Annotated in this window: 12 protein-coding genes; 11 read left to right on the top strand and 1 reads right to left on the bottom strand. The window is 64.9% G+C overall.

Annotated elements, in window-relative coordinates:
• Window positions 1-122 precede the first annotated feature (122 nt).
• Window positions 123-479: a response regulator gene (locus TSA1_RS19760; protein ID WP_283814371.1), complete on the top strand. Its 357-nt coding sequence runs from the start codon at window positions 123-125 to the stop codon at window positions 477-479.
• Window positions 480-519: 40 nt separating this feature from the next.
• Here the strand turns inward: TSA1_RS19760 and TSA1_RS19755 are convergent, their stop codons facing one another.
• Window positions 520-1,791 (bottom strand): MFS transporter, encoded by a 1,272-nt coding sequence (locus tag TSA1_RS19755; protein ID WP_100177815.1) that lies wholly within the window; start codon window positions 1,789-1,791, stop codon window positions 520-522.
• A gap of 747 nt (window positions 1,792-2,538) precedes the next feature.
• Here TSA1_RS19755 and TSA1_RS19750 point away from each other — a divergent pair.
• The 10 genes from TSA1_RS19750 to ptsN all read left to right on the top strand — a co-directional run bounded on the left by TSA1_RS19750 (window position 2,539) and on the right by ptsN (window position 12,472).
• Window positions 2,539-3,702: a YadA-like family protein gene (locus TSA1_RS19750; protein WP_100181225.1), complete on the top strand. Its 1,164-nt coding sequence runs from the start codon at window positions 2,539-2,541 to the stop codon at window positions 3,700-3,702.
• Window positions 3,703-3,721: 19 nt separating this feature from the next.
• Window positions 3,722-4,273 (top strand): hypothetical protein, encoded by a 552-nt coding sequence (locus tag TSA1_RS19745; protein WP_245448361.1) that lies wholly within the window; start codon window positions 3,722-3,724, stop codon window positions 4,271-4,273.
• A gap of 198 nt (window positions 4,274-4,471) precedes the next feature.
• Window positions 4,472-5,788: a UbiA family prenyltransferase gene (locus tag TSA1_RS19740; protein ID WP_100177814.1), complete on the top strand. Its 1,317-nt coding sequence runs from the start codon at window positions 4,472-4,474 to the stop codon at window positions 5,786-5,788.
• A gap of 105 nt (window positions 5,789-5,893) precedes the next feature.
• Entirely contained in the window at window positions 5,894-6,508 is a 615-nt protein-coding gene (locus tag TSA1_RS19735) for a ribonuclease D (protein ID WP_100177813.1), read from the top strand.
• Window positions 6,509-6,712: 204 nt separating this feature from the next.
• Window positions 6,713-7,438, top strand: a complete 726-nt coding sequence (gene lptC, locus TSA1_RS19730; RefSeq protein ID WP_100177812.1) for an LPS export ABC transporter periplasmic protein LptC — start codon at window positions 6,713-6,715, stop codon at window positions 7,436-7,438.
• A gap of 5 nt (window positions 7,439-7,443) precedes the next feature.
• The gene (locus TSA1_RS19725; protein WP_174718983.1) at window positions 7,444-8,154 is read left to right on the top strand and encodes an LptA/OstA family protein; all 711 of its coding nucleotides are present in this window, start codon (window positions 7,444-7,446) and stop codon (window positions 8,152-8,154) included.
• Window positions 8,155-8,376: 222 nt separating this feature from the next.
• Complete coding sequence (lptB, locus tag TSA1_RS19720; RefSeq protein WP_100177810.1) at window positions 8,377-9,384, top strand: LPS export ABC transporter ATP-binding protein; 1,008 nt, start codon at window positions 8,377-8,379, stop codon at window positions 9,382-9,384.
• Window positions 9,385-9,475: 91 nt separating this feature from the next.
• Window positions 9,476-11,098 (top strand): RNA polymerase factor sigma-54, encoded by a 1,623-nt coding sequence (gene rpoN, locus TSA1_RS19715; protein WP_100177809.1) that lies wholly within the window; start codon window positions 9,476-9,478, stop codon window positions 11,096-11,098.
• A gap of 80 nt (window positions 11,099-11,178) precedes the next feature.
• Window positions 11,179-11,790, top strand: coding sequence for a ribosome hibernation-promoting factor, HPF/YfiA family (hpf, locus tag TSA1_RS19710; protein WP_097663318.1), 612 nt, complete (start codon window positions 11,179-11,181; stop codon window positions 11,788-11,790).
• Between the two features lie 220 nt (window positions 11,791-12,010).
• Window positions 12,011-12,472, top strand: a complete 462-nt coding sequence (gene ptsN, locus TSA1_RS19705; protein ID WP_100177808.1) for a PTS IIA-like nitrogen regulatory protein PtsN — start codon at window positions 12,011-12,013, stop codon at window positions 12,470-12,472.
• Window positions 12,473-12,597 lie beyond the last annotated feature (125 nt).

The raw sequence follows: 12,597 nt of genomic DNA, 5'->3' as shown, positions 1-12,597 counted from the left end.
CTGAAGCCCTGTTCCGACCAACGCAATTCTTCGCAAGATGTTCGGCGGAACGAAGCGCCCATTCAAAACTTGTGCTCGGTTATGCTGGAGCATATGTGTCCAATCTCAGTAAGCATAGGGACGTGATCCTGATCGTCGAAGACGACCTCCTCATCCGCATGAACGCGACTGACATGGTGCGGCAGATGGGCTTCGACGTGCTGGAGGCTGCGGACGCGGACGAGGCCGTCAAGCTCCTGGAGTCCGTGCCTGAAATCACCGTCGTCTTCACCGATATTCAGATGCCCGGATCGATGGATGGTCTTCGGCTTGCGGAGGTGATCAGACACCGGTGGCCACCCGTGCTGCTTCTGATTACGTCAGGACAGGTCAGCCCGGCCGCCGCCGACATCCCGCCCGGAGCGCAGTTCATCCCCAAGCCGTATTTCCCTGCCCAGCTTCACGAGCAGCTTGAAATGCTGGCCGGTGGGCGCGCGTAGCAGGCGGTGCTTCCGTCGCGCCGAACCGGACGCTCGTGCCTCACACCACGCTCTTCCCCGCCCGGTCCGCCACCTCCTTCTGCACGAAATACATCGCGATCAGCGTGACGAGCGTCGTGGTGACCACGACGTAGCCGATCTGCTCGAAATGGAGCAGCGAGCCGTCCGGTCCCTGCGCGACGATCGCAGCCGCCAGCACCGAGCCGAGCCCGCCGGAGAGCTGCTGCAGCGAGGCGCTGACTGCGCTGAACGAGCCGCGCTGACTGGGGTCGGGGATCGCCGATATCAGCGCCTGCGACGGGATCATGCGCGAGAAGATGCCGACGAACATCAGCACGTTGACGGTGATCGCGGTCGCGAGCGTGACGTGGCCGAGATGGGTGTAGATCAGCACCATGATCACGGTCATCACGCAGCCGAACACGAAGGTCGGGTATTTGCCGAAGGCATCGCTGGCCCGGCCGACCAGGGGCCCCGTGACGATGCTGAACAGGCCGGAGACGAGATAGATCGTCGGCAGATGCGCCATGTCGATGCCGAGATTGTTCACGGTGAAGGCGCTGGAGAACGGCATCAGCATGTATCCGCCCGTCGCCAGCAGCGTCGTGACGGCGAACGCCAGGGTGTAGCGCGGCTGTGCAACGGTCGCGATCAGATGGTGGAACGGGTTTCTGTCCTGCTTCAGCTTCAGATGCGCATCGACCGGCTCCATGGCGAAGGCGATGACGGCGATCGCGACGATCGACACGATGACGATCGCGATGAAGCAGATATGCCAGCTCCAGTGATTGGCGAGAAACAGTCCGGCGGGAATGCCGAGCACCTGACTCGCCGCGAACGCGGTCTGGATGAATCCCATCACGCGGCCGCGCATGTTGAGCGGGAACAGATCGGTGACGATGGCGAGCACGACCGAGCCGATCACGCCGCCGAACAAGCCGGTCACGATCCGGCCCATCAGCAGCACATGGTAGTTCGGCGCGGCGGCGCACAGCATCGTGCCGAGCGTGAAGCCGACATAGAAGAACAGCAGGAGCCGCTTGCGATCGAAGCGGTCGGCGAAGCCGGCGGCGAGGATGCCCGACAATCCGGCGCTAAACGCGTAGGCCGACACGGCGACGCCGAATTGCGCAGCCGTGATGTTGAGCGCGGGCATCAGGATGGCGCCGAGCGGCGACATGATGATGAAGTCGAGGATGATCGTGAACTGCGTGAACGCGAGCAGCGCGATGAGGAGCACCTGGTAGCGCGAGAAGCCGCGCTGGCGTTCCGATGGGTCGTCGATCGGCGCGGCGAGCGTCTGTTCGGTCATGGGCACCTGATTCAGGGTGAGGGGAGGGAAACTGGCAGATAGGGTGGACCAGCATGAATTCCACGGGGCGCGCGCCGTTGGCTCGGCCGAATCGGGCAGTTCGAGCGCCGCTGTGGGTTCCATGCAACATCCGGGCCCTCCGCCGACGGTCCCCTCCTCGCGAAAAGGAGTGCGCTGACTGAGAAGCCGGCATCGGGCGGGCCCCCATGAACATGGGAGGACGCGATGCCGCGCAGGCCTTTGCGCATCATGCGTCTTCCCAAAACCCTGGGCCGCGTGCTTTGTCGCGAAGGCGTCAAATGCATTGGCGTGGTGACGGGCTGGGACTGGAAGTGACGGCGGTCTTCATTCTTCTTCTTGCCGGTTGCGGGTTTGGGAGACGGGGGAACCGACATGATGATTTCACCGCGGAAGCGAGTCACCGCTTGTCTGGCAACAACGCTCATTGCCGTGATCACGGCCTGCGCCGGCGGTCCGGACGCCCGGGCTCAGTTCGTGTGCGTGGATGGTGCCGCGTCTGAGCAAGGCGCCACGGCTGCCGGCTCAGGGGGCAATTTTGCCTGCGGGCCCTCCGCTTCCGCGGTGGGTACGGGCAGCAATAACTCCGCGATCGGGGCCGGCGCTAACGCCAGCGGCGATAGCAGCTCCAATGGAGCGACGGGAAACAATGCCAACGCCAGCGGCAACAACAGCTTCAACAGCGCGACCGGGGTGGGAGCCATCGCCAGCGGTGATGGCAGCAAGAACATGGCGTCCGGAAACAACGCGCAAGCCAGCGGTGACAACAGCAACAATATCGCGGCTGGCGCTGGAGCCAATGCCAGCGGCAACAACAGCGGTAATCTTGCGTCGGGGCTGACGGCCCTCGCCAACGGAGACAACAGCAGGAACGTCGCGACCGGGCGCAGTTCCAATGCCTCCGGCAACAACAGCAGAAATCTTGCGAGCGGGTTCACCGCCAAGGCTTACGGCGACGCCAGCGCCAACACCGCGACGGGGAGCAACGCCAACGCCTTCGGCAACGGCAGCGGCAACATCGCGACCGGCCCCAACTCCAACGCGACCGGCGACAACAGCTTCAATATCGCGACCGGCCTGAATACCAACGCGAGCGGATCCGGAAGCAACAACGTCGCCACCGGCAACGCCGCCATCGCATTTGGCGCCAACAGCTCCAACGCGGCGACCGGCTATCTCGCGAATGCCAACGGCGCCAATTCGAGGAATATCGCGAACGGGGCGCAATCCAATGCCAGCGGCACCGGCAGCTTCAACATTGCGGTCGGAAACGGCGCCAATGCGAGCGGAAACGGTGTCGCGAACACCGCGGTGGGCAACGGCTCCAACGCCACCGGCGCGAATTCCTCGGCCTTCGGCAACGGTGCCTCGGCGACCTTCGCGAACGCGACCGCGATCGGCAATGGCGCCACCGCGACGCGCGCGAACCAGCAAGTGTTCGGCACCGCGAGCAACACCTACACGATGACGGGCCTCACCTCGGCCGCGAGCACGGCTGCGCAATCCGGACCGGTGCAGCTGGTCACGACGGATGCGGCCGGCAATCTCGCCGCGACCTCGCTCAGTGCGCTCGGGCTTGCTGGCTCCGGCGACATCGCAAACATCAACAGCCAGCTCGCCGGCATCAATGCCCGCCTCAACGAAATCGACGGCAGGACCGGCAAGGCCATCAACGGCGTCGCCATGGCCTTTGCGATGTCCGGCTCGCCCTGGCTGATGCCGTCCGAGAAGATCGCGATGAGCATGAACTGGGGTACCTTCCAGAACACCAATGCGCTCTCCATGAGCGCGGCGCTACGCGTCAGCGAGAACGTGCAGGCAAGCGGCGGCCTGACCTACGGCACCAATGGCGGCGGATTAGGGGGCCGCGTCGGAATGCGCGTCGGCTGGTGATGCGGGCTTTGGCAATCCCATGCAACTGATCGTGCGCGCCGCGTTGGCACTGGCGCTGCTGCTGAGCGGAAGCGACGGCACCTGGGCTCAACAGAAGACGCAAGCGCCGGCCGCGGCTCCCGCGCCGCCGTCGCTGCCCGTCTCGCTGGAGCAGGCGCTCTATTTGATCCGCTCGACACTGCTCACGCTCAACGATGCCAACCGCACCGGCAATTATACCGTGCTGCGCGACCTCGCCGCGCCCGATTTCCAGGCGCGCAACACCGCCGCCGATCTCGGGCTCAATTTTCTCGATTTGCGGCGTCGCAATTTCGACCTCTACGGCGTTGCATTGCTGGCACCGCAATTCACCGACGCGCCCGCGCTCGACCCGCAGGGCATGCTGCGGCTTGCGGGCTATTTTCCGACCCAGCCGCAGCAGATCAAATTCGATCTCACCTTTCAGATCGTCGCCGGGCAATGGCGCCTGTTCGCGATCGCCATCGCCACGCCCGACGCCGCATCGGCGCAACCGCAGCCCCAGGCGGCGCCCGCCAGGCCGGCCGCGCCGGCGCAGAAGAAGTCGCCGTGAGAGCAGGGCCGTACCTCTTTTATCACTCTGATAAGAATGGAGTTCTTGCTAAAATCCAGCGCGCTTGACCGCGCGGGCTTGCGCGGCCCTCCGCCCGATTAAGCCGCCCTTAGCGAATGCCCCCTAGGCTCGCGGCCATCCATGTCCCTGCTCCCCGGCCGGATGCCGGTCATTTGCGTCAGTTAAGAGCGTTTTCGGATGGAGCAGCCTGCCCGACAGTACGAGCCTAGCGCCCCCGCACCGACGGGGGCGTCGGCGCGGACGCTTCTCGTCGATCTCGAAGGCGGCCTGCTGCGATCCGAATTGCTGATGGAGGCGCTGTTCTCCAGCCCCGGCCGGATGCTGGCGCGCTTTGGCGCGGGTGGACGAGCGGGCATGGCGGCGCTCACCAGCATCCTGGCGAAGGCCGAGATCGACTACGCCCATCTGCCCTACGATTCCGAGGTGCTGAACCAAGCACTGGCGGCGCGGGCGCGGGGCGAGAAGATCTATCTGGTCGCCGACCGCCTCGCCCGTCATGCCGCAGGCATCGCCGCGCATCTCGGCTTCGACGGCGTGGTTGCGCCGGCCGATCTCGCCGAGGGCGACCTTCCCTTCGATCGCGCCTTCATCGCGCGTATCGGCACGCGCGGCAGCAAGCGTGCGAGCTTCAGGACCTGGGCCAAGGCGCTGCGCGTCTATCAATACGCCAAGAACACGCTGGTGTTCGTGCCCGTGATCACCGCGCATCAGCTCAACTTTGCCTCGCTCGGCTCCGCGCTGCTGGCGTTCCTGGCGTTTTCGGCCTGTGCGTCGGGCGCCTATCTGATGAACGATCTGCTCGATCTCGCCGCCGACCGGCAGCATCCGACCAAGCGCCATCGCGCGCTCGCGGCCGGCGACTTGCCGATCTCCTCGGCGCTGTCGGCGATCCCCGCGCTGTGGCTGTTCGCGGTCATCGCCGGCCTTTGCATCTCGCCGCTGTTCCTCGGCGTGCTCGGCGCCTATCTCGCCACCACGATCGCCTATTCGCTCGTGCTCAAGCGCAAGATGCTGGTCGACATCGTCACCCTCGCCGGCCTCTACACGCTCCGTATCGTCGCCGGTGCGGTCGGCGTCGGCGTGGTGCTGTCGGAATGGCTGCTGATCTTCTCGCTGTTCGTGTTCACCTCGCTGGCACTGATCAAGCGCTTCAGCGAGCTCAGCATGCGCGAGAGCGCAGGGCTCGCCGATCCCTCCAACCGCGACTACAGGATCACCGATCTGCAAATCATCGCCGCGATGGCGGCCGCGAGCGCGATGAACGCGGTGACCGTGTTCTCGCTCTACGTCTCCTCGACCGCGGTGATGCCGCTGTACAGCCGGCCCTGGATGCTGTGGCTGCTCACCCCGCTGCTGCTCTACTGGTTCGGCCGCGCCCTGATGATGGCGCATCGCCGCGAGATGCCCGACGATCCGATTCTCTACGCTTTCCGCGACGGCCCGAGCCGCATCACGGTCGCGGCGATGATCTGCATCATGCTGGCGGCGATCTGACCGAACCCCGTGCTTGCGCGGCCCGCCGGCAATGGCTACATCGCGGGCAATCCGAATTAGTTATCGTGCCGACGCAACCGATTCGACCCGAGGTTTTGAAGCGCCATGACCGTACGCCTGCACCGCGGCGACCTGCCCGACCTGTCCCGCTACACCGGAGCGGTGGCGATCGACACCGAGACCATGGGGCTGAACCCGCACCGCGACCGGCTCTGCGTGGTGCAGCTCTCGCCCGGCGACGGCAGCGCCGACGTGGTGCAGATCCCCAAGGGCCACACCGACGCGCCGAACCTGAAGGCGCTGCTGGCCAATCCCGCCATCACCAAGATCTTCCACTTCGCGCGGTTCGACGTCGCGGTGCTGTACCAGACCTTCGGCGTCATGACCGGGCCGATTTATTGCACCAAGATTGCCTCCCGCCTGACCCGCACCTACACCGACCGCCATGGCCTGAAAGACCTCGTGCGCGAGGTGCTCAATGTCGACCTGTCCAAGCAGCAGCAATCCAGCGACTGGGGTTCCGACAGCCTGACCGAGCCACAGCTCGCTTATGCCGCATCCGACGTGCTGCATCTGCATGCCTTGCGCGAACGGTTGGATGCCATGCTGGTCCGGGAGGGCCGCACCCAGCTGGCAAAAGCCTGTTTCGACTTCCTGCCGACCCGGGCCCTGCTCGACCTCCAGGGCTGGGAGGAAGAGGACATTTTCGCGCATTCCTGAGCCCTGGCCCGCCGGTTAGACTTTGGGCTGCGCCCCGTTTCGGACACTTTCGTGCGGCCTGTCCAGGCCCGGTATGCCCAAGGCTTATTTGTCCAAGGCTTGTTTGTCCGAGGCTTGTTTGTCCGAGGCTGCAAATCGGGGGCATGACGGGTACAATGGATCGCCCCTCAACCCGGCCTGGCGAGCGACACCTCAGGAGCCCTGGTGAATTCGGCCCACAGTCCCACCTACGACGCCGCGCTTGCGGCGAAGTTTGCCAGCGCGGCGCGCCACAGCCGCCTGGTGCGGATTCTGCGGGTCTCGGTTCCGGCGACGGTGGTCGTGGCCATGGCCGTGATCATCTACATCGCGTTCTTCAACAAGTTCAGGATGCCGGAGCTGCCGCTCACCGTCGAGAACATGGTGGTGTCGGGCACCAAGATCACGATGGAATCGCCGCATCTGTCCGGCTTCACGCCGGATCAGCGGCCCTACGAGCTCTGGGCCAAGACCGCGACGCAGGACATCACCGATCCCGATCATGTCGATCTCAATGATTTGCGCGCCAAGGTGCTCATGGAGGATCAATCGACCCTGTTCCTCGATGCCCGCACTGGCCGCTTCGACAACAAGCAGCAGCAGCTCGATCTGCACAAGGACATCTTCCTGCGCACCTCCACCGGTTATGAGGCGCGGCTGAACTCCGCCTTCGTCGACATGAACAAGGGCACGGTGTCCTCGGACGAGCGTGTCGACGTCAAGCTGACCAACGGCACGCTGACCGCGGACCGCCTGCGCATCACCGAAGGCGGCAACGTCATCCGTTTCGAAGGCAATGTTGTGATGCATCTGGACAAGCTGGACGAGCCGGCCGCACAGCCTGCGCCGGTCGAGCCTGCGCCGCCCGTGAAGACGCGTACGCCTCAGAACAAGTCTGCCAATTCAAAGTGATTTTCATGATGAAGTCTTTTCCGCGGGACACTGTCGTCGGCAAGCTCGCGCTCGTCGCCGGCCTTGTGCTGCTTGCATCCGGCGCAGCGCGCGCACAGAGCTCGGCAAGCGTTCCCAACGCGATGCAGGGCTTCTCGCAGAACCGCGACCAGCCGATCCAGATCGAGGCCGCCGCGCTCGAGATGCACGACAAGAAGAAGGAGGCGACCTTCTCCGGCAATGTGAAGGTCATCCAGGGCGACACCACCATGACCTCGAAGACGCTGGTGGTGTTCTACGAATCGGGTGGCGGTGACAAGCCGGCCACGCCCCAGCCTGCGGCCAAGGGGACAAAGGAGGCGACCAAGGGCGCGCCGATGCAGTCGGCGCAGCCGGGCCCCGGCGGCAGCTCCTCGATCAAGCGGCTGGAGGCGCACGGCAACGTCGTGGTCACCCAGAAGGACCAGGTTGTGACCGGCGAGACCGCCGTGTTCGACACCAAGACCAATCTCATCACCATGCTCGGCGGCTCGGGCCCGGTGGTCCTGACGCAATGCAAGAACGTGATGCGGGGCGACCGGCTGAAGGTCGACATGACGACCGGTGTGTCGCGCGTGGAATCGGACAGCGGCCGGGTTCAGGTCCTGCTGCCGCAGGGTGCCGGCAATGATTGCGGTTCGGGCAAGCCTGGCGGCGCGCCGCCTCTGCAGCTGCCCGGCGCAAGTAAACCGAAGTAAAATCAAAAGCTTGGATAAAGAGCTCCCGAACCGAGGTTGAAGCTTGGCCGGCGAGACTGTATCTAGCGCGCAGGGCTTTCGAAGCGGGGACCGCCGCTTTTCGGGCGTGTTTCACTGGGCATGAGACATCCCTTCACTCATGCTGCGTCGGCTCATCGAAAGGCCGGTGCGGCAGACCGCGCGAATTCGCGCGGGATCGTCGCGAAAGGCTAGAAGGCGGGGATGGTCGATCTTTTCAGCATGTTCCGTCGGCGCCCCGCCAAGCGCGGCCGGCCAGGATTTGCGCGTCAGGACATCACCGCGCTCGGTGACAGCGTCGGTGGGCTGGTGGCCAGCCCGATCAGGGACGCGACGCCGATGGCGCGCGACCAGGCGATGCCGGCGTCCGGCCAGTTCCAGGGTGACTATCAAGGCGACTATCAGACCGAGCCGCGTCCGCAGGCCGTCCACCCTTTGAGGAACGCCGCCAGGTCGAATGGCGACGGCGGGCCTCAGCTCCTGAAGCGGCCGGGCTTCCTGGCTGTGCATAGCGTGGAAAAGGCCTATGGCAGCCGCCAGGTGGTGCGCGGTGTCAGCATCTATGTGCGCCGCGGCGAAGCGGTCGGCCTGCTCGGCCCGAACGGCGCCGGCAAGACCACCGTGTTCTACATGATCACCGGCCTGATCAAGGCCGACCGCGGCGCGATCGAGCTCGACGGCCACGACGTCACCAAGCTGCCGATGTACCAGCGCGCGCGGCTCGGCATCGGCTATCTGCCGCAGGAGGCCTCGATCTTCCGCGGCCTCACTGTCGAGCAGAACATCCGCGCCGTGCTCGAAGTGGTGGAGCCCTCGCGCAAGAAGCGCGAGGAGCAGCTCGATTCCCTGCTCGACGAGTTCAACATCACCCGCCTGCGCAAATCGCCGTCGATCGCGCTGTCAGGCGGCGAGCGTCGCCGCGTCGAGATCGCACGTGCGCTGGCGACCCGGCCGAACTACATGCTGCTGGACGAGCCCTTCGCCGGCATCGACCCGATCGCGGTCGGCGACATCCAGGACCTCGTCCGCCATCTCACCAATCGCGGCATCGGCGTGCTCATCACCGACCACAATGTGCGCGAGACGCTCGGTCTCACCGATCGCGCCTATATCGTCTATGCCGGGGAGATCCTGACCGAGGGGAGTCCGGATGAGATCGTCGCCGATCCGGACGTGCGCCGCCTTTACCTTGGCGAGGAATTCCGCCTCTAGCCCGTTTTTGCGTTTCGTCAAGACGTGTACATCGGGCCCGGACTAGGATAAGCAAAAATCGGACCAAATTTTTGGGAACGGTTCTTGCTTCATGGCGCTTACGCAGAGATTAGAGTTCCGGCAATCGCAGTCGCTGGTCATGACGCCGCAGCTGATGCAGGCGATCAAGCTGCTGCAATTGTCCAATCTCGATCTCACGACCTTCGTGGAGGAGGAGCTCGAGCGGAACCCGCTGCTGGAGCGGGCCAACGACGAGGCCCCCGCGGGCGAGGCCCCGGCCGAGGCTGGCCAGTACAGCGATAGCGACGATTTCGGCGGCGGCCACAGCGACGAGCCGGGCGGCGGTCCGGGCGAGGCGTTCGAGCCGGGCCAGGAAGAATGGATGAGCAAGGATCTCGGCACCCGCGCCGAGATCGAGCAGACCCTGGATACGGGCCTGGACAACGTCTTCTCCGAGGAGCCCGCCGAGGCGGCGGCGCGCAATGCCCAGGACGCCGCGCCGACCACCTATACGGAATGGGGCGGCGGCGCATCGGGTGACGAAGACTACAATCTCGAAGCTTTTGTCGCGGCCGAGACAACATTGTCGGACCATCTCGCCGAGCAGCTGTCCGTCGCTTTCACGGGTGCGGCGGAGCGCATGATCGGCCAGTACCTGATCGACCTCGTCGACGAGGCCGGCTATCTGCCGGCCGACCTCGGCCAGGCCGCCGAGCGTCTTGGCGCATCGCAAGCCGACGTCGAGGGCGTCCTTGCCGTGCTGCAAAAATTCGATCCGCCCGGCGTCTGCGCGCGCAATTTGAGCGAGTGCCTCGCGATCCAGCTCCGCGAGCTCGACCGCTACGATCCCGCGATGCAGGCCCTGGTCGAGCATCTCGATCTCCTCGCCAAGCGCGACATCGTGGCACTTCGAAAGCTCTGCGGTGTCGACGACGAGGACATCGCCGACATGATCGGCGAGATCCGCCGCCTCAATCCCAAGCCCGGCATGAAGTTCGGCTCGGCGCGTCTGCAGACCATGGTGCCGGACGTCTATGTCCGCCCGGGTCCGGACGGCGGATGGCATGTCGAGCTCAACAGCGACACCTTGCCGCGCGTGCTGGTCAACCAGACCTATTATTCCGAGCTGTCGAAGAAGATCGGCAAGGACGGCGACAAGTCCTACTTCACCGACGCGCTGCAGAACGCGACCTGGCTGGTGCGCGCGCTCGACCAGCGCGCCCGCACCATCCTGAAGGTCGCGACCGAGATCGTGCGCCAGCAGGACGGCTTCTTCACCCATGGCGTGGCGCATCTGCGGCCGCTCAATCTGAAGGCCGTGGCCGACGCCATCCAGATGCACGAATCCACGGTGTCGCGCGTCACCGCCAACAAATACATGGCGACCAATCGCGGCACGTTCGAATTGAAATATTTCTTCACGGCCTCGATCGCCTCGGCCGACGGCGGCGAGGCACATTCCGCGGAAGCCGTGCGTCACCACATCAAGCAGCTGATCGATTCGGAGGAGCCCGCGGCGATCCTGTCCGACGACACCATCGTGGAACGCTTGCGCGCCTCGGGCATTGATATTGCCCGCCGCACGGTCGCGAAGTACCGCGAAGCCATGCGCATTCCGTCCTCGGTGCAACGCCGCCGCGACAAGCAGAGCGCTCTTGGTAACGTCCTCTCCACCGCTTTGTCCGATCGTTCCCGCAACACCGAACCGGCCTGATTGCGCTGGCGCGAAATCGCGCTACTCTCCTCCATTCGCGACCGATCCAATCTTGGCAAGCAAACCAAGCGAGGCATCACATGACTCTTCGGATTTCGGGCAAGAGCGTCAGTGTCGGCGAGGCCCTGCGCGGCCGCGTGACCGACCGGACTGAAGAGGTCCTGCGCAAATATTTCGACGGTAATTATTCCGGCCACATCACGCTCAGCAAGGACGGCTTCGGCTTCCGCACCGACTGCGCGCTGCATCTGGATTCCGGCATCACGCTGGAAGCCGATTCGAACGCGCCGGACGCCTATGCCAGCGCCGACCAGGCTCTCGTGATGATCGAGAAGCGCCTCAAGCGCTACAAGAGCCGCCTCAAGGACCGGTCGGCCCGCAAGGCCCATGTCGCCTCCGCCGCGCTCGCCGCCCTGGACGCCACGGCTTACGTGCTGGAGGCGCCGGGTGAGGGCGAGGACGAGGAGGAGGTCACCGGCTACAGCCCCGTCATCATCGCCGAATCGACCACCTCCCTGAAGCCGCTGTCGGTCAGCGAGGCCGTCATGGAACTCGACCTCAGCGGGGCACCCTGCCTGGTATTCCAGCATGGCTCCAGCGGCCGGGTGAACATCATTTACCGCCGGGCTGATGGCAATGTCGGCTGGATCGACCCGCCTGGTGCGAAACCGGACGGCAAGGCGGGCGGTTGAGGCAGAAACCGGAGCCCCGTATGATCCCCAGGGCTTAACAATGACCGGGCAAAGCCGCACGCGGCAGTTGGCACCGGGATTGCGTTGGAGTAGAAGCGCCCCACATCAGGATCGGGGCTAAGTCCCCCTCCTGCTTCACCTTCTCGCGCCGGCCCGGCGTGGTTTCTCTCCAAGCCGGCCATTTCGGAACCTGACGGTCTAATTCACCTCGGAAAGCTCCATGCCGATTACCGATCTGGTCGCGCCCGAGGCGATTCTCCCGGCATTGAAGGTCAACAGCAAGAAGCAGGCCTTGCAGGAGCTCGCGGCCAAGGCCGCCGAGCTGACTGGGCAGAACGAGCGTTCCGTGTTCGAAGTGCTGCTGCAGCGTGAGAAGCTCGGCACCACCGCGGTCGGCTATGGCGTTGCCATTCCGCACGGCAAGCTGCCCAAGCTGGAAAAGATCTTCGGCCTGTTCGCACGCCTCGATCGTCCGATCGATTTCGAGGCCATGGACGGCCAGCCCGTCGATCTGGTCTTCCTGCTGCTCGCCCCCGAAGGTGCCGGCGCCGATCATCTCAAGGCGCTCGCCCGCATCGCCCGCCTCCTGCGCGATCAGGACATCGCGAAAAAACTCCGCGCCTCGCGCGATGCCCATGCGATCTATTCCGTGCTGGCCCTGCCGCCGGCGACCGCGGCTTAACGTAGCCTTTCTTCTTGCCTGCCGGACCGGATCGATTCCGGTCGTTTGGCGTGCGCGGCGTTGGCCGTGTCGGGCCGACCCCGATCGATCTCCGGCAACCGCCGCCTGCAGACCATCGTGTTCCC

It is taken from the genome of Bradyrhizobium nitroreducens, from assembly GCF_002776695.1.
In the GTDB taxonomy this organism is placed as follows: Bacteria; Pseudomonadota; Alphaproteobacteria; order Rhizobiales; family Xanthobacteraceae; genus Bradyrhizobium; species Bradyrhizobium nitroreducens.
This window is presented reverse-complemented; position numbering and strand designations above follow the sequence as displayed.

Bases quoted from the DNA above. Each gene is read 5' to 3' on its own strand.
- TSA1_RS19755 (WP_100177815.1), bottom strand. From the start codon at position 1,791: ATGACCGAACAGACGCTCGCCGCGCCGATCGACGACCCATCGGAACGC.
- TSA1_RS19750 (WP_100181225.1), top strand. From the start codon at position 2,539: ATGGCGTCCGGAAACAACGCGCAAGCCAGCGGTGACAACAGCAACAAT.
- TSA1_RS19745 (WP_245448361.1), top strand. From the start codon at position 3,722: ATGCAACTGATCGTGCGCGCCGCGTTGGCACTGGCGCTGCTGCTGAGC.
- TSA1_RS19740 (WP_100177814.1), top strand. From the start codon at position 4,472: ATGGAGCAGCCTGCCCGACAGTACGAGCCTAGCGCCCCCGCACCGACG.
- TSA1_RS19735 (WP_100177813.1), top strand. From the start codon at position 5,894: ATGACCGTACGCCTGCACCGCGGCGACCTGCCCGACCTGTCCCGCTAC.
- TSA1_RS19725 (WP_174718983.1), top strand. From the start codon at position 7,444: ATGATGAAGTCTTTTCCGCGGGACACTGTCGTCGGCAAGCTCGCGCTC.
- lptB (WP_100177810.1), top strand. From the start codon at position 8,377: ATGGTCGATCTTTTCAGCATGTTCCGTCGGCGCCCCGCCAAGCGCGGC.
- rpoN (WP_100177809.1), top strand. From the start codon at position 9,476: ATGGCGCTTACGCAGAGATTAGAGTTCCGGCAATCGCAGTCGCTGGTC.
- hpf (WP_097663318.1), top strand. From the start codon at position 11,179: ATGACTCTTCGGATTTCGGGCAAGAGCGTCAGTGTCGGCGAGGCCCTG.
- ptsN (WP_100177808.1), top strand. From the start codon at position 12,011: ATGCCGATTACCGATCTGGTCGCGCCCGAGGCGATTCTCCCGGCATTG.